This window comes from Micromonospora sp., assembly GCF_048594385.1.
GTDB classification, from domain to species: Bacteria; Actinomycetota; Actinomycetes; order Mycobacteriales; family Micromonosporaceae; genus Micromonospora; species Micromonospora wenchangensis.
Genome location: NZ_JBMDWU010000495.1, coordinates 1 through 23,178, shown reverse-complemented (window position 1 = coordinate 23,178; position 23,178 = coordinate 1). Strand labels below are relative to the sequence as shown.

Here is a 23,178-nt window from a genome sequence, read left to right as displayed (position 1 = left end):
GACCGGGTGGGGTGGAGGGGGCGGTGATCAAGAGGTGTGCGTCAGGGATTTCGCTGGGGGTGACGCAAACCTCTTGATCAACATGGGTGAGCGGCGCGGGGCGGGGAGGGGCCGGGCGGGGAGGGGGTGGACGGGTCAGCGGCGGGCGGTGCAGACGCGTTTGGCTCGGGCCACCACGTCGGTGGACCAGACGACGGCGACGGTGAAGCAGTAGTTGGTGGTGCGGTCCAGGCCGTGTACGACGAAGTTGTCGGTGCCGGGTGGGAGGGTCTGGAAGGGGCGCGGGTCCTGCCCGGCCTGGGCGGCGGAGAGCACCACCGGGCCCTCGCTGCCGGCCGGGTACGTCCAGGTCAGGGTGATGCCGTCGGGTCGGTCCCGCAGCGTCACCCGCCCCGGTGGGGTGCCCGGCGAGGCGGGCGGGCCGGCGTTCGGCGTGGCGGCGGTCGGGGCGGCTTCGCTCGGAGCGGCGGGCGGTGGCGCGTCGGAGCCGCCCACCTGGGACACCCCGGCGATCACCGCGACCGCACCCAACAGCACCACGGCCACCCCGGCGGCCACCAGCGGTACGGCACCCGGGCGGCGGCGGGGCGGGGCGTGCCGGCGCGGCACCAGCACGGGCAGCAACCGTGACGGGTCCACCGGTGGCTCGGTGGGCGTGACCCGGCGTACCCCGGCCGCCTCCTCGTCCCGGCGGCTCTGCGACAGCGGCGGGGCGTAGGGGGTGTCCCGCCACCCGCCGGTCGTGGAACCGGTCGTCCCGGCCGTGGCCGGCTCGGGCGGCCAGTGTCCGTCGTCGTCGATCCGGCCCGACCCTGCCGGATACCCCGGCCCGCTAGGGTGACCAGGCCCGCTGGGGTGACCGGGCCCGCCGGAGTGACCGGGCCTGCCGAAATCACCCGGCCCGGCCGGATGACCCGCGCCCGCCGGATAGCCCGACTCGACCGGCCGGCCCGGCGTCGGGTGATCCGAGGTCGGACGAGCTGAGGTCGGATGACCGGAGGTCGGGTAGCCGCTGCCGCCCGGATAGCCGGTGTCGCCCCGGTAGCCGACGTCGCCCGGACCGTCGCCGGCCCGGTAGCCGTCCCCGCCGGGCTGGCCGTCCCAGGGGCCGTAGCCGCTGTCGGTGGGATAGCCGGTGCCGGCGGAATACCCGCCACCCGCCGCAGTACCGGCCGCGCCGAACCGGCCGGGCGCGTCGAACCGGTCAGGTGCGCCGAACCGGTCAGGGGGATCGAACCGGTCGGGGGCACCGTAGGGGTCGGCGTCCGGTGGGTAGCCGGTGTCGTCGGCGGGCATCCGCTGGCCGGGCACCGTCGGCGGGTACGGATCGTCGGGTGGCACCGGGCCGGCCGACCAGGCGGGCAGGTCGGGCGGACCCTCGGCGGGCGGCGGGGTGCGGGCGGCCGGCACCACGGGCGTACCGCGCTCGGGGGCGGGCTCGTCGTCGCAGACGTGGTCGGGGTCGGCGGCGGCGCGGGCCAGGGCGGCCACCTGACGGGCGAGCGGGTCGTCGGCGGCCAGGTGCTCACGGGCCAGCTCGCGGGCGAGGGCGAGGTTGTCGTGCGCCTCGTCGAACCGGCCGCAGTCGCGTTGCATGGCACCGAGTCGGGCGAGCATCTTGATGCCACTGGCGTGGCCGTCGCCGTATACCTCGCGGTGCAGCTCCCAGGCGTCCTGGAGGCGTTCGCGGGCCTCGGAGCACTGGCCCCGGGCATACTCCACGGTGGCCAGGTCGGCGTGCGCGGCGAGCACCCGCAGCGACTCGGGGCCGTCGTGGGCGGTCAGCTCCAGGATCACCTCGGAGTAGAGCCGGGCGGCGCGGGCGTCGCTGCCGACCCGGTGCAGCACCGCCGCCAGGGTGGCCGCCGCCGAGATCGTCCGCTGGTCGGAGATGCCGTACAAGCGGCTCGACGCCGCGTACGCGAAGGCGGCCCAGCCGCGCGCGGAGTGCGGTTCGCCGAGGGTGACCAGCAGCCGGGCCTGGAGCCCGGCGGCCTCGGCCAGCTCGGGGGAGGCGTGGTCGGGGCGGGGGTCCGCGTCGGTCAGCGCGTCGGCCAGCAGTCGCTGGGCACCGGCCAGGTCGCCGGCGGACACCAGGTGCTGCGCCTGGAGGGTCAGTTCACCGAAGCCGGAAGACACGCCCCATCGTGCTTGGCCGGCAACGGTTAGTACAACCCTTGCCGGTCGGCAACTTGGTCAAGAACCGGTCAGGTGGGCGACCAGCGTCTCGCTGATCCGGCGCAACTGGTCGACCTGGGCGGGACTGAGCGCGTCGAACAGGTGCCGGCGTACCCCCTCGACGTGGCCGGGGGCGGCGGCGGCGAGGGCCGCGAAACCGGCGTCGGTGAGCACGGCGACCTGCCCGCGCCGGTCGGTGGGGCAGTCCTCGCGGCGTACCCAGCCGGCGGTCTCCAGCCGGGCGACGGCGTGCGAGAGCCGGCTGCGCGAGGAGCCGGTGAGGTCGGCCAGCTCGCTCATCCGCAGCCGCCGGTCGGGCACCTCGGAGAGCCGGACCAGGATCTCGTAGTAGGCGTGCGGCATGCCGGCGTCGTGTTGCAGCTCGCGGTCGAGGGTGTCGGTCAGCGCCCGGGTGGCGGTCAGGAAGGCACGCCAGGTCTGCTGCTCGTCGGGGTCCAGCCAGCGGGTCATGACGACCATCATAGCCGGAATAGTTGAACGCTCAACAAAATCGCGCTAGCGTGGTGGACATGGGAATCCACCGCCTCAACCACGCCGTGCTCTACGTCTCCGACCTGCGTCGCAGCATCGACTTCTACCGCGACGTGCTGGGCTTCCGCCCGGTGCCGATGACCCCGGACGGGTTCCGGGGCGCGGCCTTCCTCCAGGCCCCCGACTCGACCAACGACCACGACCTCGGCCTGTTCGAGATCGGCACGAACGCCGGCCGATCGCAGGCCGGCCGGGCCACCGTCGGCCTCTACCACCTGGCCTGGGAACTGGACACCCTCGACGAGCTGGCCGCCACCGCCCAGCGGCTGGCCGCCGCCGACGCCCTGGTCGGCACCTCCGACCACGGCACCACCAAGAGCCTCTACGGCCGTGACCCCGACGGGCTGGAGTTCGAGATCGTCTGGATCGTCCCGGCCGACCAGCTCGACGAGGACACCCTCGCCGCCCGCAAGCGGATCGGCCGGCTCGACCTCGACCGCGAACGGGCCCGCTACGGCGGACAGACCCGGGGCGGGGTGGGGATCTCCGTCCCGGCCTGAACGGCCGTACGGTAGAACGACAGGATGTCGATCGACGCCGTCCTGGGCGGACTGCTCGTCCGTCAGCTCCACCACTGGCTGCCGGGGGCCCTGCACCGCTCCCGGCGGGCCACCCTCGCGCTGGCGTACGCCGGTGATCCCGGCAGCGCCGAGGCGGCCCTGCGGGTGGTGGCCGGCTTCGCCGACCGGCTCCGGGGCCGGCGGCTCACCGTGCTGGTGCTCGCCGACGGCGGCCCCGAGTTGCCCGCCCGGCTCGGCGTCGTCGAGGCCGGCCTGCCCGGCGACGTGGCCGTGCACGTGGTGCCCGGCGACCCGGCCCGGCTGCCGGCGGTGCTCAAGGCGGCCGGTGCGGCCGGCGCACCACTGCTCACCCTGCTCGACGGCGCGGCACCGACACCGGCGCTGCTGGCCGCCACGACCACCGGCCGCCCGGCCGAGGTGCTGCTCACCGGCACCGGCACCGACCTGCGGCCGGCCCTGACCGCCGCCGGGTTTCCCCTGGTCGCCGAGGTCGAGCTGGTTCCCGCCGACGGGACGCCGGCCCGCCTGGTCGCCTTCGGCACCGGCCTGGACAAGAGCCTGGAGGCGTTCAAGGACGCGCTCTGGGCCACCGACGCCGGCGGAGCCGACAGCATCGCCGTCCGCTACCGGGACCCGGCCGGTGGCCTGCTCGACGTGGGGGCGGACCCGGTGACCGGACCGCTGCGCGACGAACTGCTCGCCGAGCTGACCCGCCACGGCCCGCGTACGGTGACGGAGCTGCGTCGGCACGCGCTGACCGCGACCGCCTACCGGGCCGGGGACGCCGGGCGGGCGCTGGCCGAGCTGCTGGACGCCGGCTTGGTCACCCGGGACCCGGAGCACGGGCGGCTCGGCGGGGACGTGCTGATCAGCGCGGGCCCCGCCCCGGCCGCCCGGTCAACTGCCTGACCACGATGGACGCCCCGGTGGCGATCACCCCGATGCTGAACACCATCTGCACGCAGACGATCGCCTTGGCGAGCTGCCCCTGGGCGTGCACGTCCCCGTAGCCGACCGTGGTGAGGGTGGTCAGGGCGAAGTAGAGCGCGTCCAACCGGGTGCGCAGCCCGGAGAACTGCCCCGGTCCGCTGCCGGCCACCACGTAGTCGGCGACCGCGAACGCGAGCAGCCCCGCGACCAGCGCCACCACCAGCCGGCTCAACGAGCGGACCTCGTCCCCGCCGACCGGGGCGCGGCTCCCGAGCTGGCGGCCCACCTGACGGGTGACCAGGACGGTGACCACGCTGATCAACAGCAGGGTGCCGACCGCGCGCAGGGTCAGCCGCAGTCCGTTCGGATCGGGCTCCAACGGAATCAGGAAATAGCTGACCACCAGCAGGACGCAGGCCGCCAGGGTATGCCGCCGCACCCGCGCCCAGTTTCCGTCGTCGCTCGCCATGCGGCGATTCTGCGCCGTCGGGACTGCCCCGATCCGGGGAACGCCGAACCCGGCCGGCGGCGGGCCGGGGCGTGGACGCCGAACGGGGTGCCGGTGGACCACCGGCACCCCGTTCGACGCAAGGGCGTCACGCCCGGGACTTGTCCTGCTTCCAGGACAGCGGGCCCGGCAGGTCGACGCGGTGCGCCTTGGCCCGGGAGTTCCACGACCAGCGACCGATCTTGATGCTCCACGACGAGAAGCCGTTCTCGGTGAAGTTCAGGATGATCGGCCCGTACTTCTTGCGCTTACGGAACATCAGACCCATCGTGGCGCTCCCTTCGCGTTCCCTGTCATCGTTGCCGTCTCGGCCCGCTAGATGCCCGCATCCACGAAAACCGAAACCTGCTCCGGTCCAGGCTGGACGGTGTCGACCACGGCGGAACGATTCTGGCGTGCCGAACCGGTGGCGCGACCGTCAGCGCGGCTCCCACGCGTCGGGCAGGGTGGTCAGCTTGCGGACGTGCGTCGGGAGCCGCCCGCTGACCACCTCGGCGAGAGTCACCTCGTCGAGCACCTGCCGGACGGCGGCACGCACCGCCACCCAGAGCCGGGGGAGGTTCTCCGCCGAGCCCTCGTACCGGGTCTCCTCGGGACGCAGCCCGCGTACCCCGGCCAACGGGCCCTCGACGGCGCGCAGGATCGCCCCGACGGTGACCTCGCGCGGTGGTCGGGCCAGGGTGTAACCGCCCTCGGCGCCGCGCTGCGCGCGGACCACGCCGGCCCGACGCAGGTCAGCCAGGACCGCTTCGAGAAACTTGCGCGGCATGTCCTGCTCGCTGGCGATCGCCTGGGTGGAGAGCAGGGAGGGGTAGGCGGTGGCCAGGCTCAGGGCCGCTCGAACCGCATAGTCGCCGCGCGCGGAGATCTGCACCATGCCATCATGCCCGTCCGACGGGGTCAGCGGGGTCAGCGGGTCGCCGTGGTCGGACTATCCGCGCCGACGGGCGGTCCCGGGCGGCCCGGAACGCGCCCGGACTCACCCCCACCTCGCGGGTGAAGAACCGGCCGAAGTTCGTCGGCTCGGGGAAGCCGAGCTGCCGACCGATCCGGGCCACCGGCTCGTCGGTTGCGGCGAGCAGCCGACGGGCCTGGAGCGCGACCCGCTCGTCGACCACCTGTTTGGCGCTGCGCCCGGTCACCGCCAGACAGGCCCGGGTCAGGGTACGCACCGAGCAACCCAGCCGGGCCGCATAGTCCTCCACCCGCCTGGTGTGCGGGTACCCCGCCTCCACCTCCCGGCAGAACCGGCGGAACGTGGCCCGCTCGGTCCGCTGCGGGTCGGTGTCCTCGGGCGTCGCGCCCGAGTTGCGGACGCCGGGCAGCAGGGCGAGCCGGATCAGCAGCACCGCGAGCTGGTGCCGCAGCAGGGCGTGCGCGGCCGGGTCGGCGCGGTGCCGGCGGTGGTCCACCACGAGCTGGGAGACCTCGTTGATGACGGCGTCCTCGTCCGGGCCGGTGAGCTGGTGGTGCTGCGGCACGGCGGCGGGGTCGACGTCCAGGCCGCGCAGCGCGTCGGCGTGCCAGCGGAGCACGACCGCGTCGAGCCGCGCGGGGCAACGCAGCACCTGGCCGGGGACGGCCCGCAGCAGGGTGCCGGGGCGGCAGGGCAGCGCGCGGAAGTCCAGCTCGACGAAGCCGTGCCCGCCGGTGACCAGGGCGAGCAGATCGTGGTCGAGCAGGACCGGCCGGGGCGCGCCCGTGCCGGGGACGAGGTCGCCCAGCTCCAGGACGTCGATCTCGGGGCGGGGCAGGTCGGGACGGGTTGCCGGGGAGAGCTGACCGGAAGGGACCATCGTCGTCGACCGTAACCGGGGACGGCCGAGGTCGCATCCCGGCGACGGGACTCTGTCGCGCTTGCGGTGGAGGGGTGTCCCGCCGGGGTTGTCCGGCTGCCGGGGCCGGGCTACGTTACCGATCGGTAAGGACCGCGACGTGCGATGGGGTGCTCATGACGGATCTGTTCTCGGTCGACGGCAAGACGGTTCTGGTCACCGGCGGCTCCCGGGGGATCGGGCTGATGATCGCCCGGGGCTTCGTCCGGGCCGGGGCCACGGTCGTCATCTCGTCGCGCAAGGCCGACGTGTGCGAGGCGGTGGTCAAGGAGTTGTCGGCCGAGGGGCGGTGCGAGGCGATCCCCGCCGACCTCGGCGACGACGCGGGCGCCGAGGCTCTCGCCGCCGCCGTGCGCGAGCGGTACGACCGGCTCGACGTGCTGGTCAACAACGCGGGGGCGACCTGGGGCGCGCCGCTGGAGTCGTATCCGGGCAGCGCGTTCGACAAGCTCTGGGCGGTCAATGTGAAGGCGGTCTTCCGGCTCACCACCGCGCTGCTGCCGGCCCTACGGGCGGCGGCCGGCGACGACGACCCGGCCCGTGTGATCAACATCGGTTCGATCGACGGGCTCCGGGTGCCGACGATGGAGGTGTACGCGTACTCGGCCACCAAGGCCGCCGTGCACATGCTCACCCGTAGCCTCGCCCACCAGCTCGCCGCCGAGCGGATCACGGTCAACGCGATCGCCCCCGGCCCGTTCGAGAGCAAGATGATGGCCTTCGCCCTGGACGACCCCGCGACCCGGGCGGCGATCACGCAGCAGGTGCCGCTCGGCCGGATCGGCCGCCCCGACGACATGGCCGGCGCGGCGATCTTCCTGGCGTCGCGGGCCGGGGCGTACCTGACCGGCGCGGTGATCCCGGTGGACGGGGGCATCACCACGCACGGCTGACCGGCGGGCCCGACGGGCGGTGGTGTGACCGGGCGGCGTGGCGCGTACCCGGGCGGTGGACGGCCGGAGCCGCGCGGACTCGGCAGATCCGCGCGGCTCCGGGGCAGACTGGTCAGCGACCGGCGAGCAGCCGGGTCACCGCCGTGTCGACGTCCAGGTGCTCGGCCTCCCGGCCGCGCGGGACGACGACGTAGGTCCGGCGCAGGAAGCGCACCAGCACGCTGCGCGGGACCTCGAACAGGGCGTTGCCGTCCGGCGACGACAGGGCCAGCGCGACGAAGTCGCCGCGCGGGGTGGCCCAGGGCCAGACCCGCACGTCGCCGATGCCCGCCGGCTCGTCGAGGCCGGTCACCAGCAGTTCGCGGGCGAACGACCAGCTCACCGCCTCGCCGCCGGCCGATTCGGCATGGAACAGGACATGGACCGCATACGGGTCAGCAGGGTCGTAACGCAGGCTGGCACGCACCGGCAAGGCGGTGGCGTCAGGCGCGACGAGCCTTAGCGACGTCTCGACCTCTACGGTCGTCGGTCGGATGACACTCATGGACGTTCTCCCCCCGGCACCGCTGCGGAACGCGCGTGTCCCGCTTTTCCCATACTCAGGTGCTACTGCTGGCTACGCTCCGCCATACGCTGACTTCACCCAGTGGTGGGAAGGGGGTCCGAATCGCCGCGAGAATGTGAGAATTCTTGTAGGATTTCCGGTTCTGCCCAGTCGGGAGCCCGTCCGAAGTCGGGTGGTTCAGTCGTCGACTTACTCCGGTAACGTCCAGTGGTCTGCGCAAGTGACGGGCCGGGACGACACTGGGGGGTGAAATGGCCGCGAAGCGTTCCTCAATGGATGCGGTGAGTGGGGCCGAGTCACCGAAAGTAGGGGCCCGGGCAGCCAAAAGGCGGGGTGACAGGGTGCCGATCAAGCCACCGGACCGAGACGGTCGGGCGACCTCCGACGCCGGACGTGCCGGTCGCGTCGCTGGCACCGCCCGCAACTCCCGCGGCCGGGCCCGACCGGTCAACGGACGTGCCCGCGGTGGCGGGGGTCGATCCGGTCGGACCGCCCTCGCCGCCCGCCCCACCGGCTGGCGGTGGCGGCTGCGCACCACCCTCGACCTGATCCGGGCCAACCCCACCGGCCGCGTAGCCCTCAAGATATTCATCGCCGTCGCCGGGGCGATCGTGGTGACCGTCGGCATCGCCCTGATCCCGCTGCCCGGTCCCGGCTGGCTGATCGTCATCGCCGGCCTCGCCATCTGGGCCGTCGAGTTCCACTGGGCCCGCCGGCTGCTCGGCTTCACCCGCCGCCACGTCCACGCCTGGACCCGGTGGGCCACCACCCGCTCCCTGCCCGTACGGCTCCTGCTCGGCTCCGTCGGCCTGGTCTTCGTCGCCGTGGTGCTCTGGCTCTCGCTCAAGTACAGCCTCGGCATCGACCTGGTCGCCCAACTGCTGCACCACCTCGCCACGACCTGACCGGCACCCCGGGTTTTTGGCTCCGCCGCACGATCGGGTAGAGTCAACGGCGCTGAGGGCGATTAGCTCAGTGGGAGAGCGCTTCGTTCTCACCGAAGAGGTCGCTGGTTCGATACCAGCATCGCCCACTCTCAGTACCGCAGGTCAGAGGCCGCTTCCCGGGTTCGGGAGGTGGCCTTTCTGCTGTCGGGCGATGAACAGGTAGTTGGCTGCGGTCGCGTAGGGTCGACAGCGTGATTACCGATCTCGATGCTCTGCCGAAGATCGGTGCGCCGGCTGTGCGCGCCCTGACCCAAGCGGGCTATCCGACGCTGCGTGACCTCGTGGGCGTGTCACGCGCCGAGCTGTCCGTGCTGCACGGGGTGGGACCGAAGGCGCTCGGAATCATTCAGCACGCACTGGAGCAGCACGATCTCAGTCTCGGATAGAAATCCCTCAGCAGCGATTCCGCCGGGCGACTCGGGCGGTGCCCGACCAGGGGACTTCTGCTAGCCGATGTTGCTCCTGACCACCGCTTCCCCTGCGCTCCCCGGCCGGGCGCGGCGCGGACGCCCTCCGGCCCGGACGGAGGCCGGGATGGTGGGTGCGCATCCTTTCGAGCTGATGACATCAGCGATTCAGGTCCAAGTGGTCCGGCGCGGCCGTTTCGATCGGTGGCCGACCCGATCGGGCTTGGCCGGCCCCGGCTGACTCGACGGCTGTGGGGGAAAACCCTGTCCGTGCCGTTTCCGGAGACAGGCATCGGCGGCGATTCGTCAACGCCGGCAGGTCGAAAGGGCGCTGGGAGGGTATATTCACCCGCCGCCCCGGCCCCGCCTGCTTACCGGGGGAACCCCCGCGTCCGGGCGGACAGCTACCCAGCGGCACACCGTCGAGGGCGTGGCGGATTCGCGACGTGCGTACCAGCTACGTGTCGCCCGTGACTCACGGATTGGTCAGCGTCGGGTGGTTGTTGTCGGGCGCGGTGAAAGAGCGACCCTTGCGGGCCGGCAGCACTTCCGATACACAAAGGGCGGTGCACCGAGCGCGTCCGAGACCTCACCGAAGGTCGTCCGCCGACATCGATGGAGGTGCGGTCATGGCATTGACCCCGGCGGCCGGTGGTGGCGACTCCTCGACGTCGCCCCTGCCGATTCAGGCACCGGGACCGGTCAATGCCGAGGTCCAGTGGGACGGGTTCGACCCACAGACGTATGTCCGACACAACTACGCGGACCTGCGGGCCGATGATCAGGAATTCCTCCGCCGGACCAGGGACTTCTTCGCCGGGGTTGAACTTTCCGGGGCGCGCTGTGTCGACGTGGGGTCGGGAGCGAATCTCTATCCGACGCTGGCGCTCCTGCCGTTCGCTCAAACTATCGATCTATGTGAATGGTCGACATCGAATGTGTGTTGGCTGCGTCAGCAGGTCGACTCCTACGACCCGATGTGGGATCCGTACTGGCAGGTGTGTGCGGAGCACCCGGCGTACGCTGCCCTGACCGATCCGCGGCGGCGTCTGGCGCGGGTGGCCCGGGTATCGCGGACCAGTGTCTTCAACCTGCCGGTGCACGCCTGGGACGCCGGAACGATGTTCTTCGTGGCGTGTTCCATCTCGGCTCATCGCTCGGAGGCCGAACGGGCGATCGCCCGGTTCCTCCGTGCGTTGCGGCCCGGGTCACCCTTTGCCCTGGCGGTCATGCTCGGCTCCGCCGGCTACCACGTCGGTCGACGGTCGTTTCCGGCGGTGTCACTGGCCCGTGCCGAGGTCGTTGCCGGTATCGCCGCGGGCGCGTACGAACTTGACGTCCACGAGGAACGCCCCCGACCGCCGTTGCGCGACGGTTACGTGAGTATGTTGCTGACCACGGGTCGTACCCGCGGATAGCTCCGACGCCGGAGCCTGAACGGCGCCGTCGACGGCGGCAGTCGGGCCTGGTCCACACCCGATGGTCGGCTTGCCGACACCCCGCCGACAAAGCGATTCGGACGGTGGTCGACCGGCCCGCTACCATGACGGTGCACGTCATTGTCGGCCCCCGTGGATCCTCGCGCGTACGGCAACATCAGCGGTTTCGAGTCGGCGACTACAACAACAGACGGCGGTGGATCATGCGGATACAGCCGCGCCAGGAGATCCTCGACATCTGGCGGGCCACGGTGCGCAGTTGTTGGGACAATGGTGAATGGCGCTGGGGCGGCCGGAGCGGCAGCAACTCGATCAGTGACGCGGAGCAGTTGCTCACCCTGCTGCTCCCCGCGGCCAAGGTTTCCGTGCTGTCGCTCGACGATCCGGACCGGGTCGACGACGACGTGGTCGAGGCACTCGGCTCGCTCGGCGACGCGATCAGGATCCCTCGTCAGCTGGTCGGCGTGATGATCGACTATTTCCGCCGCTACACCGACGAGGCCGGCACGCCGATCTTCGCCGGTGGCAGCTACCTCACCCCGACGGAGGGCGGGCCGCCGCTCACCGAGGAGCAGTACTCGCGGGACATCGTCGACTCCTTCGCGGTATCCGTCACGCTCACGCTGGCGACGATCGGTTTCGTCAAGGTCTACCGGAAGGCCACCCAACGGCGTGATCTCCTCGCCCAGTTGGACGAGTTGGAGGCGATGGCCAACGTGCGGCTGACCGCGGCCATGGTCGGTCTGCTCCGCAGCTTCAGCACCTCCGTCTTCACCCCCACCGACCCGTACGGCCGTCGGCTGTGCGACATGGTCAACCAGGACGAGTTGCCGCGCCGGGAAGTCGTGGACGCGTTGCGCGAACAGTTGCGGGACACGATGGCCAGCCTGCGCAGCGTGCTCCTCGGGTCGGGCCGGGTGACCGAAGACCTCGACAACAGCGAGATGCTCTTCGAGTGCGGCTGGTCCTGGGGGACCATCGCCGGAGCCGAGGAGGTCCCGACCACCGAACCGATCGGCCGGCAGCGCCCCGGGTCCGCGGAGAACGCCCCCTACCTCTACTTCACGGTCATCGCGATGGACGCCATCGAGGACCTGAACTCCGAACGCACCCGCCTGCTCGGCCTGCTCAACGAGGAACAGCAGCGGCTGTCCCGGGCGCTGCAACTGCGCTGGGAGCTGACCCGGACCTACTGGGCGACGGTGGCGACCTTCGGCAACCGGCGACGCTGGCCGATCGAGGACATCCCGTGGCGGACGACCGACGGCGACCGGACCGACTACTACACGCTGCAGACGACGTCGTTGGCGGTCAAGGGCCTGCTCGCCGTGGGGCGCGGCGGCGACGAGGAACTCGGCCGGATCGCCTCGGTGCTGGTGGAGTTGGCGCAGCGGGCGCGGATCACCCGCCGCGCGTCCCCCGGTGAGCAGGCTCTGCTGGTGCACGCGCCCGGCAAGCAGGTGATCCTCAACGACCGTGAGTCGAAGCCGATCATGACGTGGAACGTCAACGAGTTCTCCACGGTGCTGCTCCAGCGGGCGATAACCGTCGCCGGCCTGCTCAACAACGCCCGACGGCGCAGCGAACTGCTCGAGTTGGCGGACGAGGTGTGGGACCACCTGCTGCAGCGGCGTATCCCGGACGGCCGGCACCGGGGGCTGTGGGACCACGCCGGCGGCGCGTTCCCGGGGCTGGCGCCGATGCCCGAGGCGCCCTCCTGGTACCTGACCGAGCGGGCGGTGCACGCGATGGTCAACGCCAGTCAGCTGCTCTCGGAACGGCCCTTCCCCCGGGCCGGCGGGCTCGCGGCGTACGCCCAGGATCTCGTCGACGAGGCCGAGTACCTGTTCGACCGGGAGATGATGCGCGGCACGTTCTCCGGGGTGGCGATGCAACGCAACATGCGCAGCATCCGGTCCAGCCTGCGTCGGGCCCAACTGCTGGTGGACGAGCGTCCGGGCACGGCGGCCGCCCTGGCGAACACGGTGTTGCTGCAGATCAACGACGTCACCACCGGTCAGCAGAAGGCCGGCGAGGGGATCTGATGCTGGTCTTCGTCACGTCACACAAGGGTGGCACCGGTCGGTCGGTGACCGCGGCGAACATCGCCTACCGCAGCGCGCTGGCCGGCAAGTCGACCTGCTACCTGGACTACGACTTCGGCTCGCCGACCGCGGGGATCACGTTCCAGATCCCGCAGGCCGTCAACGGGGTGGAGGGCTCGGGGCCCAGCCGCGGCGGTCTGCACCGGTACCTGCTTGGGCAGATTCCCTCGCCCGAGCGGCTGGACGTCTGGGGCACCTCCGAGCGCGCCAGTCTGCGCCAGCGGCCCGTCGGATCGGGGTCCCTGGTGCTCCTGCCCGGCCAGCGCAACGGCAGTGAGTTCGGCTTCACCAGCGACATCGCCAAGCGCTGCGTCGACCTCTTCCTCCGCCTGGAGGAGGAGTTCGACCTGACCCTGGTGGACCTCAGCGCCGGCCGGTCGTACGCCAGTCACATCGCCCTGGCCGCGACCGCCACCCCCTCCCTGTGCAAGGTCGCCGCCCGCTGGCTGGTCTTTCACCGGTGGACCCCGCAACACGTCACGGCGGCGGCGGACCTCGCCTTCGAGGCAGGCGGGATCCTGGCCGTGGGCGGGGAGTACGGCCATGAGCCGGAACGGCTGCGGGAGTCCCTGCGGTTCGTCCGAACCGCGGTGATCGACGCCCGGGGCAGGGAGGTGGGCCATCTCGACCTCGCCCAACAGGCGTTCCTGCGGAAGTGCGACGACGAGCTGTCGGAGCTGGCCCGACGTAAGGGGGTCGGCCGTACCACCCGGCTCGGCTCGGTGCCGCTCGACCCGCTGTTGCAGTGGCGCGAGCAGCTCATCTCGGACCACGACGTGCAGACCAAGATCGCGAATATGAGGACGGTGGACGCCTTCGTGGACCTGACCGCGAAGCTGTTCGACGAGACCGCGTGGGAAGCCGTGTGATCGACGTGGACGTGAAATTCCAGGAGGCGGCTGCGGTGGCCCGTACGGAGAGCGTGGCGTACGCGCACCTGTCGGTGGAGTTGGGGCACTTCTACGCCGAGGACTTCGGCGCGGGATGTCAGGAGCTGCGGGACAGGTTCGCGCGGATCGCCGAGTGGTCGGCGATCATCCCGGGGCTGGCGAGCCGGGGGCTGGCGGGGGGCCGCCAGCCCCGGATCAGCACCTGCTTCATGGTGGACGACTACTTCCACCGGTTCGGCACCCCGCGCGAGGTGATCGGGCAGGTGCAGAGCGCGGCGGCGGCGCAGGGGCTGGTGCTCGACTACGTCGCACGGGAGTCCAGCTTCGCCCGCCACGACGGCGTCGAGCTGGCCCAGATGGTCGTCGACGCCCTGGTGGTGGAGCCACCCCGGAACACCACCGGTAGCCGCCCCCCGCTGAGCGAGTCGGGCTGGCTGTCCAACGGGATGCGCTCACCCGGTCACGTCGACGCGCCGGCGATGACGCTGCCCCGGCCGTGGTCCCCGCCGGTGCAGTCAGGTGACCCCCGGCACTCCATCTTCGTCGACGTCGAGCTGTGGTCCGGGGAGCCGAGCCGCCGGGTGTGGGCCTGTGCCCTGCTCGCCTCGGTCTGGCAGATGGCCCGGCTGGGCGTGTTGCGTCGTCGCGGCGAGGTGCTGATGCAGCCGCACCGGCTCACCGGCGAGCTGCCCGACTCGTGGGATGCGCTACCCGCCGTCGTCCAGCTGAATCCGGCCGCCGCGCCGTTCTGCGCGTACCGCACGCTGACGCTGATGGACACCCAGTACCTGCCGGTGGAGTTGGCGGTGCGGACGGTTCTCGGCCAGGTCGCGGTGCCCCCGGCGGTCGCGCAGCAGATCACCAGCCGGGCGGGCGGCGAGGGCCTGCGGTTGCCCGACGAACTTGTCGACCGGTTGAGTTACGTGTTCATCGGCGGGTGAGCGGTCACGGCCCTGCCGCACGGCTGGCCGGCCAGGTCACGCAGCAGGGTCAGGTTGGCCACGGCGATCTGGTCCCGGATCCAGGTCACCGACGCGTTCCACTGCCGGCTGAACCCCGGCACCTGTTCGAGCCGGTCCCAGATCGGCCGCAGCCGGGGGCTGACCCGGGCACCGGGCAGCCACAGGTGCAGCAGGTGCTCCAGCACCGGCCGCAGCCGCTCGACGTGTTCCTGACCGGAGGCGGAGCGGGCGACGGCGGCCTCCACGAGGGAGGACAGCGTGGTCAACAGCCAGTCGTGCAGGGCGAGGTCCTCGCAGAGGCCGGCCACGGCGTCCGGCACGTCCTGGGGATCCAGCACCAGTTCGACCGTACGCAGGGTGGGGGAGTCCACGGTGACCACCGCCGAGACCTCCCGCTCCGGCCGTGGCGAGACCTGCGCGGCCCAGCGCAGCCGGGTACGCGCCGCGCGCAGCGGCGGACGCCGGTCCAGCAGGTCGGACGTCTGCACACCGTCGAGGACCCGGCCGGTGATCGCCTCCATGTTCAGCACGTCGGCGTCGTCGCCGCGCAGGAATCCCGCGGTCAGATCCACGGCGTCCAGTTTGCCGACCGTCTCCAGGACGCCCGGGTTGGCCAGGTAGTGCGACCACGGCCGGCGTCGTTGGCCGCCCGTCACCCGGATGACCGAGGACGCCTGCACGATCCGGCCGCCGGTGACGATCGCCCGGCTGACCACCGCACCGACCCCGCGTAGCTGACGGCGTCGGGCACTGGGCAGCCAGCAGTCCACCCCGGTACGGACGTCGGGGGAGACCGCGTAGAGCGATGGACGGCGGGAGGTCAGCACCGTCTCGCCCTCGACCAGGTGCAGCACCTCGGAACTCTGCTCCTGGGCCAGCGCGGTGCTGTGCTGCAGCAGGTTGGTGTGCACCTCACCGAGTGTGAGCATGACTTCCTCCGCATCACCGCATCCGTCCGCGCCGGCTCGCGGAATGCGTCCCTGGTGATTGACGTGCGCCGCCGTGATCCGTACCGACCCGGATGCGGGCCGGACGAAAGGAAACCTCGGGGAAGTGAGATTCGGCCCGCTCGGACCTGAATCCGTGCTGTCGACATCATAGGCCCCTCTGCGGGAATCCCACGCGCAGCAACGCGCATCTAGGATCTGTCGAACATGAGCAGGTGACGACGGCTGGTACTTTCAAAGCAACGGTCACCAGTCTCCCCCCGGAGTTCGCCGTTCATGAAGGTATACGTTTCAGCCACCCAAAAGGACCTGCTGAAATACCGCTTGGCCGTACACGCCGTGGCCCGTCGGCTGAAGATCGAGGACGTCGCCATGGAGGCGTACGGCGCCGACGTCCAGCCACCGCTGGAGCGCTGCCTGAGTGACGTCCGGGACTGTGACCTCTACCTCGGGCTCTTCGCCTGGCGGTACGGATTCCGGCCGCCCGGCCACACGTCGTCCATCACCGAGCTGGAATACCGCGCCGCGCTCGCGGCCGGAAAGCCGTGCCTGGTCTTCCTGCTCGCCGAGGACGCGCACTGGCCGGGCCACATGATGGACCGGGGCGACGACGGTGACCGGATCGTCGAACTGCGCCGGGAACTCCAGGAGCACCACCTGTGTGACTTCTTCTCCAGCGTGGACGATCTGACGGCCAAGGTGACGGCGGCGCTGGCCGACGTGCTCAGCGGCCGGTCCCCGGTCCGCGGCCCGGCCGATCCGGGCACCCACCTGCCGGAGGAGATGCGGGCCCGCTACCACCGGAACCTGGCCCTGATGTACGAGGCGGTCCCGGTGAACGCCGTCTCACCCCGTCCCACCATCGGTTACCTGACCGTCGGGCTGCCGAAGGTGTTCGTGGAGCCCCGCGTGCACGAGGAAGCCCGCCCGGAGATGCCGCTGGCTTGGTGGCGCACGACCGGGGCCACGCCGGACGGTGACGACGCGGGGCTGCCCGGGGTGGTGGACCCGGAGGAGGTGGAGCGGCTGCGGGAGGAGTACGCGGCCAAGGACGCGTCGATGTTGTTCGACGTGGTGTGCGACCCCGCCCGGCGGATGATCGTGCTGCTGGGCGACGCCGGATCCGGAAAGTCCGCGGTCGCCCGCTATCTGGCGCTGGTGCTGGCCGGGGTCTGCGCCGAGCCCCGGCTGGCGGCGCTGGACGGCCACCTGCCCGTGCTGATCGAACTGCGGTCGTACGCCACGCACCGGGGAGACGGGCGGTGCGACGGCCTGCTGGACTACGTGGGCCACAGCCAGCAGATGGGCCTGCCCGGACTGGACCGGGGGGTGCTGGAGGCGTATCTGCGCCGGGGTGGCCGGGCGTTGTTCCTGTTCGACGGCCTCGACGAGGTGGTCGACCCCGCGCAGCGGGAGGAGGTGGCCGCGCAGATCGCCACCTTCGCCAACGAGTACCCGGGGGTGCTGACGGTGGTCACCTCCCGGGCGGCGGGACACCTGCGGCCGCCCTTCGCCAACGCCGGGTTCGACCATTTCACGATCGAGGATCTCGACGACGGGCAGATCGCCCGCTTCCTCGGCAACTGGTGCCGCTACGTGATGCCCACCGAAGCGGAGGCGGAACGGCAGCGGCGACAGCTACTCGACGTGGTGCGCAACTCCCGGGCGATGCACGAGATCGCCGGCAACCCACTGCTGCTGATCCTCATGGCCATCGTCGGCCGGGGCCACCCGCTGCCCCGCAACAGACGACGACTGTACGCACACGTCACCGACGTCCTGATCTCCGAGTGGGACGTCACCAAACAATTGCGGGAGAGCCACGGCGAGGCGCCGGTGCTGGATCTGAAGGCAAAGCACCGGCTGCTGCGCCAGCTGGCATTCCGCATGCAGTTCCGGGAGTCCGGGCTGGCGGGGAACTGCATCGAATCCGACGAACTGGCACTCATCTTCCGGGACCACCTCGTCGCGTTCTACAGTTTCGGCAACGAGCGGGCACTCGCCATGGCCTACTCGATGATCGGCAAATTGCGCGAGCGGAGTTTCATCCTGGAGCGCTACGGCCTGCGGCTGTTCGGGTTCGTGCACCGGGCGTTCCTGGAGTTCTTCTGCGCCGAGGAGATCGTGGACGGAATTGAGCATGATCCGGGCTCCTGGGGCCCCGACCGGTTGCGTTCGCTGTTCCGCGACCACTGGGCCGATCCGTCCTGGCGGGAGGTGCTCCGGCTGGTGGCCGGCGCACTGCCCGTCCCGACCGCCAACGACCTGATCGTCCGGCTCGCCACCGAGGGAACCCGCCCCTGGCCGCCGCTGAACCTGACCGGTCCGCCCTGGAACCTGGTGCTCGCCGCGCAGTGCGTGGCGGAGGCCCCGCAACCCGCGGACCTGGCGGAGGCGGGCGAGACCGTCCTGCGCCAGGTCGTGCTGCTGATCGAGCACGGCATCTCCGCCGACGACCCCCAACTGGTCGACCTCACCGAGCACGAGCTGCTCTCCTCGATCCGGGCGCTGGGGCCGGACTGGCCCGGCCGGACGACCTTCCTGCACTGGTACCGCCGCCGTGGGATACGTACCAGTTGGCGCACCGGCTCCGCGTTCGCCACCCGGATCGCCGCCGCGCTCTCCACCGCCGACGAACGGCTTGAGGACCTCCTGCTTCTGGAGTTCGGGCAGGGCAGCGAGCGGCACGCCCACCTCACCCTGGTCGCCGGGCTCGCCGAGGCCGCCGCCCGGATGGACCCCACCGGTCGTCGACGGTACCGGGACCTCCTGCTCGCCCAGGCCCGCGCCGAGGTTTCCACCGCGGTCCGTCAGGCCGCGGTGCGGGCGCTGGTCACCCACTTCGGCGCCGACCCCGACCTGCCGGACGTGCTGCGTGGACTCGTCGACTCCGCCGACCTCGCGGTGCGCGCGCTGGTCGTACAGTCCCTCGGCGGTCGCACCGCACTGTCCGACGACGTCCGCCGGATGGTGGTCCGGGCCACCACGGATCCCGACGTCCCGGTACGCCGGGCCGCCGTCGGGGTGCTCACCGCGCGCCTGACCGAGGTGCCGGAGGCCGCCGGGACGCTGCGGCGGCTGCTCGACACCGACCCCGACCCGGGGGTGGCGCAGCGGGCACTGGAGGGCCTGCTGGCCCTGCCCGGGCAGGCCGGGTCGGCCCGCGCCGCCGCGCTGCTACGGGTGGACGGCGATGCCCCGGACGAGGTACGACGCTGCCTGCTGACCACCCTGCTGCCGGGTCCACCGGGCCCGGAGGACATGGACCTGCTGCTGAAGCTGGTCGGCTCGGACAGCTCCGCGCGGCTGCGCACGGCGGCGGTGCGGCTGCTGGCCGCCGGACCCGATCCGCAGGGACGGTGCCGGTCCCGGCTGGTCGAACTGATCGAACAGGACGAGGAGCCGTCCGTGCGGGCTGCCGCCGTGACCGCGCTGATCGACCGGGACCGGGCCGAGGAGACCGGGTGGACCGTGGTGGCGACGGCGGCCCGGGAGGACGACGACGCGACGGTACGCCTCGCGGCGGTGCGCGCCCTGGTCGACGCGTACCCGGACCAGCGCACCGGGGAACTGCTGATGGCAAGCGCCCGACTCGACCCGACGGCGAGAGTCCGGCTGGCCGCCGTCGACCTGCTCACCGGGCGGCTGCCGATCGGCCACGCCACCCGTACCCTGCTGATCGGCCGGGCCTCCGAGGAGCGGGACGCGCTCGTCCGGTTGCGGGTCACCCGGAGCCTGGCGGCCCTCGCCGACCCGCCCGAGCCGACGGTGCGGGAGTGCCTGACCGAGCAGGTCAGCAGAGATCCCGATCCGACCGTGCTCCGCGCGGCGGCCGAGGCGCTCGCCCTGCACGACGGCTCCAACGACCTGCTGGAGACGCTGTGCCGGCGGGCGCGGCGGGACAGCTACGCCGGCATCCGGTTGGCCGCCGTGCAGACGCTCGGCCGGTACGGCGGCTCCGACACGGTGACCGACGTGCTGTTGGAGTGCGTCGACCTGGACACCGACCCGGCCGTGTTCGACGCGGCGGTGTGCTGCCTGACCGGGCAGAGCCCGACGTCCATGGCGGTGACGCTGCGGCTCATGCGTCGGCTGGCGGACCGGGACCCGGCGAGCCGCGCGCGGGTCGCCGCCGCGCTCGGCGAGCACTGCGGCACCGATCCCGAGGTGCAGGTGCTGCTGATCGGTCTGGTCCGCGACGACGCGTCCCTGGAGGTCCGGCGTCGGGCGGCCGAACAGCTGGGTGCGAACCTGGCCGGCCGGGCGGAGGTGCCGGAACTGCTGCTGAGCCTGGTGGACGACGACGACTGGGAGATCCGCCGGACCGCGCTGCTCTCGTTGACCCGGCACCACTGGGGGGATCCACGGACCCGGGAGCTGCTGGTGCGGCTCACCCACCGGGGGGAGGACGACAGCACCCGGCGGCTGGCCGGCCAACTGCTGGCCACCCTGCCCGGCACCAGGCCCGACGACTTCCTGTGACCGGCCCGCGCGCGGCGCTTCGCGACGGCTTCTGATCGACCCCGTCAAATACCATGGGCCCATGACGGACCCGGTCGTCGGCTCGCCCCGCCGGGCTGGCTGGTGGCTGCGAGGACTGTTCGGGATCATCGGACTGGCGGCGCTTGTTCTCGGCTACGTCGGCTTCGAGATCCTGCTTGCGACCCGACCGGACACCGTGCACGACCGGTTCGACGTGCTCTACTACGATCTGCAACTCTTCGTGTTCGGTGCCGAGCCGTTCCAGGACCCCGGCCCCTACCCGTGGCAGTTGCAGGTCGCCCGGTTCGCCGCACCGTTGTTCACTCTCCTCGCCGTGGCCGAGGCCGGCCGGCTGCTGCTGGCCGCCGAGAGCCGCCGCCTGCGCGCCCGACGGGCCCGTGGCCACGTCCTCGTCTGCGGTGACTCCCGGTTCGCCCACATGCTCGCCGACCGGCTCTTCGCCGACGGGGAACGCGTGGTCGTGGTGCGGCGCGTACCGTTCGGTCCGTTGGAGTACCGCCGCCGCGGGTATCTCGGCGTCATCGGTGATCCGACCAGCGCCGAGGTGCTACGCGGCGCGGGTCTGCCCCGGGCGCACACCATCTACGCCTGCGGTGACGACGACGACCGCAACCACGCCATCGCCAACACCGCCAGCCGGCTCGTCCGGGACGGACGGCAACCACCACGGGTCTACGTCCTGGTCAACGACTCCGAGATGTGCCTGTCCCTGCAGGCGCGGCGGCTCGGCGCGGCCGGATCCAGCCGGCTGCGGCTGGACTACTTCCACGTCGACGACGTCGCCGCCCGCGCGCTGTACCGGCACCACCCCCTGGCCGGCACGGCCGACCGACCCACCCGGCTGCTCATCGCCGGCACCGGCGGTTTCCGCCGCGCCCTGCTGACCGAAACCGCCCGGCACTGGCGGGCCTGCCGGGCGCAGGCACCTGCCGGCGTTGTCCTCCCACCGCTGCGGGTGGACCTCGTGGCCCCGGACGCCAGCGCCGAACGGGAGGTCGTGACGTCCCGCTACCCGTTCATGGGCGCCGTCTGCGAGCTGACCGCCTACGACGGGGACCTCGACGGTGTCGCGCTCGGCCGGCTGGGCTCCGGCCGATACGACCGGATCTACGTCTGCGCACCGGAAGAGAGCAGCGGCTTGCAGTTCGTGCTGGACTCGCCCGGGCTCTGGCAGGGCGTCGAGAGCTGCGTGTTCGTGCCGGTCTACCGGCAGGCGGCGTTGGCGGCGGCCTTCCACGGTGACTCCCGTCATGACCTGCTCGACGAGGTGCACGGCAAGCTCCGGCTGTATCCGGTGCTGACCCGGGCCTGCGACGCCCGGTTGATCGGCGACGACCTCACCGAGCGGCTGGCCCGCCTGATCCACGAGCGCTACCTCGACGCGCGGCGACGAGCCGGCCTGCGTCCCGGCGACACCCCGGCGATGGTCGACTGGTCGCGACTGCCCGAGTCGCTGCGGCGGGCCAACCGGGCCCACGTCCAGGACATCGCCGCCAAGCTGCTGAACCTCGGGTGCGTGGTCGCACCCCGGCGGGGCGGCACCGGTGACGTCTCCGCCGGGGAGGCCATCGACGACCGGATCGAGGTGCTCGCCCGGCTCGAACACGAACGGTGGTGCCGGGAACGGCGGGGGGACGGCTGGGCGTACGGCGAGTCCCGCGACGACGTCCAGCAGCGGCATCCCGCCCTGCGGCCGTGGGACGAACTTCCCGCCGAGGTCCAGGAACGCAACCGCGAGGAGATCCGGGCGCTGCCCGAGGTGCTGTCCGACAGCGGCTTCGAACTGATCCGGCTGGTGCCCGGGGTGCCCGCGCCGCGGAGAGGACCGGCGGATGTCGGCTGATGCCGGACCGGAGCGCATCGGCGTGACCGGGCACATTCACCTGACCCGCGACACGGAGGTGCTTGTCGCCGACGCGCTCCGGGCCGAACTGCACCGGATCGGCGACCGGCCGGTACGTGGCGTCACCTGCCTGGCCGGCGGCACGGACCAGATCTTCGCGCGCACGGTCCTGCAGCTTGGCGGCACGTACGAGGTGATACTGCCGGCCCGGGACTACCGGGACGCGGTCATCGCCCCCGGGCAGCGGGCCAGCTTCGACGAGTTGCTCGCCCGGGCGGTGGCGGTCGTGCACACCGGTCACGACCGGTCGGGCACCGCCGCCTTCGTCGCCGCCAACCGGGAACTGGTCCGACGGGTGCAGCGGCTGGTGGCGGTCTGGGACGGCGAGCCGGGTTGCCACGCGGCGTCGACGGACCGGACCATCGAACGGGCCCGGCGTCGGGGCATCCCGATCTCGGTCCTCTGGCCCGCCGGTGCCCGTCGGACGCAGCCCGGGGCGCACTGAACCGCGGGTTCACTGTCTGTCCAGTGCGGCGACCTATCGTCGCCGGCATGACATCGAAGCTGTTCGGATCACGGCGGCTGCTGGCCTCGGCCGTCGCCGCGGTCGGCGCGGTCGCCCTGGTCGTGGCGCCGACCACGCCCGCGGCGGCCTCCACCATCCGCGACGGGTGGGTGCAGCTCTGCCCGTGGGGCAACTACCGGGTGCACCTCGAGTACGTGGACCTCAACAACCACACCGTGCAGCTGGGCCCGGTCCTCGACCCGGGGGCCGACTGCTGGTGGGGGCCGGTGCCGACCGGCAGCGAGAGCACCCTGTTCTGGGTCATCGGCCACTTCAACACCAGCTCCGGAACCTTCGAGGTGATCGGCCCGAGCCGGCAGTACGAGACGTTCTACAACGGCGTCGACGGGATCGGTTTCGCCGCCGAGGGCACCACCGCCTCGGGTGGCCGCAAGGACGCGCACTACTACCGATACTGATCCACCCGGAACGGGGGAGACATCCATGGTCCGCGCTGTCCGCGTACTGCTGGGGTTGGTGCTCGTCGCGACGGTCGCGGTGGCGCCCCCGTCCGGGGGGCCGGCGGGGGCGGCCCCCCCCGGCGGGGGGGGGGCGGGGTGGGGGGGGGGGGGCGGGGGCCCCGGCCCG

At 72.1% G+C, this 23,178-nt stretch carries 21 protein-coding genes and 1 tRNA gene; 14 read left to right on the top strand and 8 right to left on the bottom strand.

Features of this window, described 5'->3' with window-relative positions; all coding sequences use genetic code 11:
- Nucleotides 1-135 precede the first annotated feature (135 nt).
- Together ACOJTC_RS26760 and ACOJTC_RS26755 are read right to left on the bottom strand one after the other, a co-directional pair.
- Complete coding sequence (locus ACOJTC_RS26760; RefSeq protein WP_420118956.1) at nucleotides 136-2,139, bottom strand: tetratricopeptide repeat protein; 2,004 nt, start codon at nucleotides 2,137-2,139, stop codon at nucleotides 136-138.
- 57 nt (nucleotides 2,140-2,196) lie between these two features.
- Complete coding sequence (locus tag ACOJTC_RS26755; RefSeq protein WP_204924177.1) at nucleotides 2,197-2,658, bottom strand: MarR family winged helix-turn-helix transcriptional regulator; 462 nt, start codon at nucleotides 2,656-2,658, stop codon at nucleotides 2,197-2,199.
- 50 nt (nucleotides 2,659-2,708) lie between these two features.
- Here ACOJTC_RS26755 and ACOJTC_RS26750 point away from each other — a divergent pair, with 50 nt between their 5' ends.
- Nucleotides 2,709-3,230, top strand: a complete 522-nt coding sequence (locus tag ACOJTC_RS26750; RefSeq protein ID WP_420118955.1) for a VOC family protein — start codon at nucleotides 2,709-2,711, stop codon at nucleotides 3,228-3,230.
- A gap of 24 nt (nucleotides 3,231-3,254) precedes the next feature.
- Complete coding sequence (locus ACOJTC_RS26745; RefSeq protein ID WP_420118954.1) at nucleotides 3,255-4,160, top strand: MarR family transcriptional regulator; 906 nt, start codon at nucleotides 3,255-3,257, stop codon at nucleotides 4,158-4,160.
- On the opposite strand, the gene ACOJTC_RS26740 is transcribed toward ACOJTC_RS26745, so the two are convergent.
- The 4 genes from ACOJTC_RS26740 to ACOJTC_RS26725 all read right to left on the bottom strand — a co-directional run bounded on the left by ACOJTC_RS26740 (nucleotide 4,120) and on the right by ACOJTC_RS26725 (nucleotide 6,485).
- Nucleotides 4,120-4,650 carry a potassium channel family protein gene (locus ACOJTC_RS26740; protein WP_420118953.1) on the bottom strand — a complete coding sequence of 177 codons (531 nt, stop codon included), beginning with the start codon at nucleotides 4,648-4,650 and terminating at the stop codon, nucleotides 4,120-4,122. The genes ACOJTC_RS26745 and ACOJTC_RS26740 overlap by 41 nt on opposite strands.
- A 127-nt stretch (nucleotides 4,651-4,777) precedes the next feature.
- Nucleotides 4,778-4,957: a DUF4236 domain-containing protein gene (locus ACOJTC_RS26735; protein WP_007075522.1), complete on the bottom strand. Its 180-nt coding sequence runs from the start codon at nucleotides 4,955-4,957 to the stop codon at nucleotides 4,778-4,780.
- Between the two features lie 150 nt (nucleotides 4,958-5,107).
- A complete protein-coding gene (locus ACOJTC_RS26730) occupies nucleotides 5,108-5,563 on the bottom strand; it encodes an RrF2 family transcriptional regulator (protein WP_204924179.1) in 456 nt (151 codons plus the stop codon).
- Between the two features lie 7 nt (nucleotides 5,564-5,570).
- Entirely contained in the window at nucleotides 5,571-6,485 is a 915-nt protein-coding gene (locus ACOJTC_RS26725; protein WP_204924094.1) for a helix-turn-helix transcriptional regulator, read from the bottom strand.
- 155 nt (nucleotides 6,486-6,640) lie between these two features.
- On the opposite strand from ACOJTC_RS26725, the gene ACOJTC_RS26720 reads away from it, so the two are divergent.
- Nucleotides 6,641-7,417 carry a glucose 1-dehydrogenase gene (locus ACOJTC_RS26720; RefSeq protein WP_420118952.1) on the top strand — a complete coding sequence of 259 codons (777 nt, stop codon included), beginning with the start codon at nucleotides 6,641-6,643 and terminating at the stop codon, nucleotides 7,415-7,417.
- Nucleotides 7,418-7,529: 112 nt separating this feature from the next.
- Here the strand turns inward: ACOJTC_RS26720 and ACOJTC_RS26715 are convergent, their stop codons facing one another.
- Entirely contained in the window at nucleotides 7,530-7,961 is a 432-nt protein-coding gene (locus ACOJTC_RS26715) for an SsgA family sporulation/cell division regulator (protein WP_053653619.1), read from the bottom strand.
- A gap of 293 nt (nucleotides 7,962-8,254) precedes the next feature.
- Between ACOJTC_RS26715 and ACOJTC_RS26710 the strand changes: the two genes are divergently transcribed.
- The 7 genes from ACOJTC_RS26710 (at nucleotide 8,255) to ACOJTC_RS26680 (ending at nucleotide 14,711) form a co-directional block, all read left to right on the top strand.
- Nucleotides 8,255-8,887 (top strand): TIGR02611 family protein, encoded by a 633-nt coding sequence (locus tag ACOJTC_RS26710; protein WP_420118957.1) that lies wholly within the window; start codon nucleotides 8,255-8,257, stop codon nucleotides 8,885-8,887.
- Nucleotides 8,888-8,943: 56 nt separating this feature from the next.
- Nucleotides 8,944-9,015: transfer RNA gene (locus ACOJTC_RS26705), tRNA-Glu, on the top strand.
- 105 nt (nucleotides 9,016-9,120) lie between these two features.
- Nucleotides 9,121-9,315 (top strand): helix-hairpin-helix domain-containing protein, encoded by a 195-nt coding sequence (locus tag ACOJTC_RS26700; RefSeq protein WP_204924097.1) that lies wholly within the window; start codon nucleotides 9,121-9,123, stop codon nucleotides 9,313-9,315.
- A 650-nt stretch (nucleotides 9,316-9,965) separates the two neighbouring features.
- Nucleotides 9,966-10,754: an SCO2525 family SAM-dependent methyltransferase gene (locus tag ACOJTC_RS26695; RefSeq protein WP_204924098.1), complete on the top strand. Its 789-nt coding sequence runs from the start codon at nucleotides 9,966-9,968 to the stop codon at nucleotides 10,752-10,754.
- A gap of 224 nt (nucleotides 10,755-10,978) precedes the next feature.
- A complete protein-coding gene (locus tag ACOJTC_RS26690) occupies nucleotides 10,979-12,820 on the top strand; it encodes an SCO2524 family protein (protein WP_420118951.1) in 1,842 nt (613 codons plus the stop codon).
- The gene (locus ACOJTC_RS26685; protein WP_420118950.1) at nucleotides 12,820-13,749 is read left to right on the top strand and encodes an SCO2523 family variant P-loop protein; all 930 of its coding nucleotides are present in this window, start codon (nucleotides 12,820-12,822) and stop codon (nucleotides 13,747-13,749) included. Before ACOJTC_RS26690 ends, ACOJTC_RS26685 begins: the two co-directional genes overlap by 1 nt.
- Complete coding sequence (locus tag ACOJTC_RS26680; protein ID WP_420118949.1) at nucleotides 13,734-14,711, top strand: SCO2522 family protein; 978 nt, start codon at nucleotides 13,734-13,736, stop codon at nucleotides 14,709-14,711. Before ACOJTC_RS26685 ends, ACOJTC_RS26680 begins: the two co-directional genes overlap by 16 nt.
- Here the strand turns inward: ACOJTC_RS26680 and ACOJTC_RS26675 are convergent.
- A complete protein-coding gene (locus ACOJTC_RS26675; RefSeq protein WP_420118948.1) occupies nucleotides 14,690-15,661 on the bottom strand; it encodes an SCO2521 family protein in 972 nt (323 codons plus the stop codon). The two genes, ACOJTC_RS26680 and ACOJTC_RS26675, sit on opposite strands and share 22 nt — an antisense overlap.
- 294 nt (nucleotides 15,662-15,955) lie before the next feature.
- On the opposite strand from ACOJTC_RS26675, the gene ACOJTC_RS26670 reads away from it, so the two are divergent.
- The 4 genes from ACOJTC_RS26670 to ACOJTC_RS26655 all read left to right on the top strand — a co-directional run bounded on the left by ACOJTC_RS26670 (nucleotide 15,956) and on the right by ACOJTC_RS26655 (nucleotide 23,009).
- The gene (locus ACOJTC_RS26670) at nucleotides 15,956-20,161 is read left to right on the top strand and encodes a HEAT repeat domain-containing protein (protein ID WP_420118947.1); all 4,206 of its coding nucleotides are present in this window, start codon (nucleotides 15,956-15,958) and stop codon (nucleotides 20,159-20,161) included.
- Between the two features lie 61 nt (nucleotides 20,162-20,222).
- Nucleotides 20,223-22,025, top strand: coding sequence for a RyR domain-containing protein (locus ACOJTC_RS26665; protein ID WP_420118946.1), 1,803 nt, complete (start codon nucleotides 20,223-20,225; stop codon nucleotides 22,023-22,025).
- Nucleotides 22,015-22,530: a hypothetical protein gene (locus tag ACOJTC_RS26660; RefSeq protein WP_420118945.1), complete on the top strand. Its 516-nt coding sequence runs from the start codon at nucleotides 22,015-22,017 to the stop codon at nucleotides 22,528-22,530. Before ACOJTC_RS26665 ends, ACOJTC_RS26660 begins: the two co-directional genes overlap by 11 nt.
- A 47-nt stretch (nucleotides 22,531-22,577) precedes the next feature.
- Complete coding sequence (locus tag ACOJTC_RS26655) at nucleotides 22,578-23,009, top strand: hypothetical protein (RefSeq protein WP_357932475.1); 432 nt, start codon at nucleotides 22,578-22,580, stop codon at nucleotides 23,007-23,009.
- The last annotated feature ends 169 nt before the right edge of the window (nucleotides 23,010-23,178 follow it).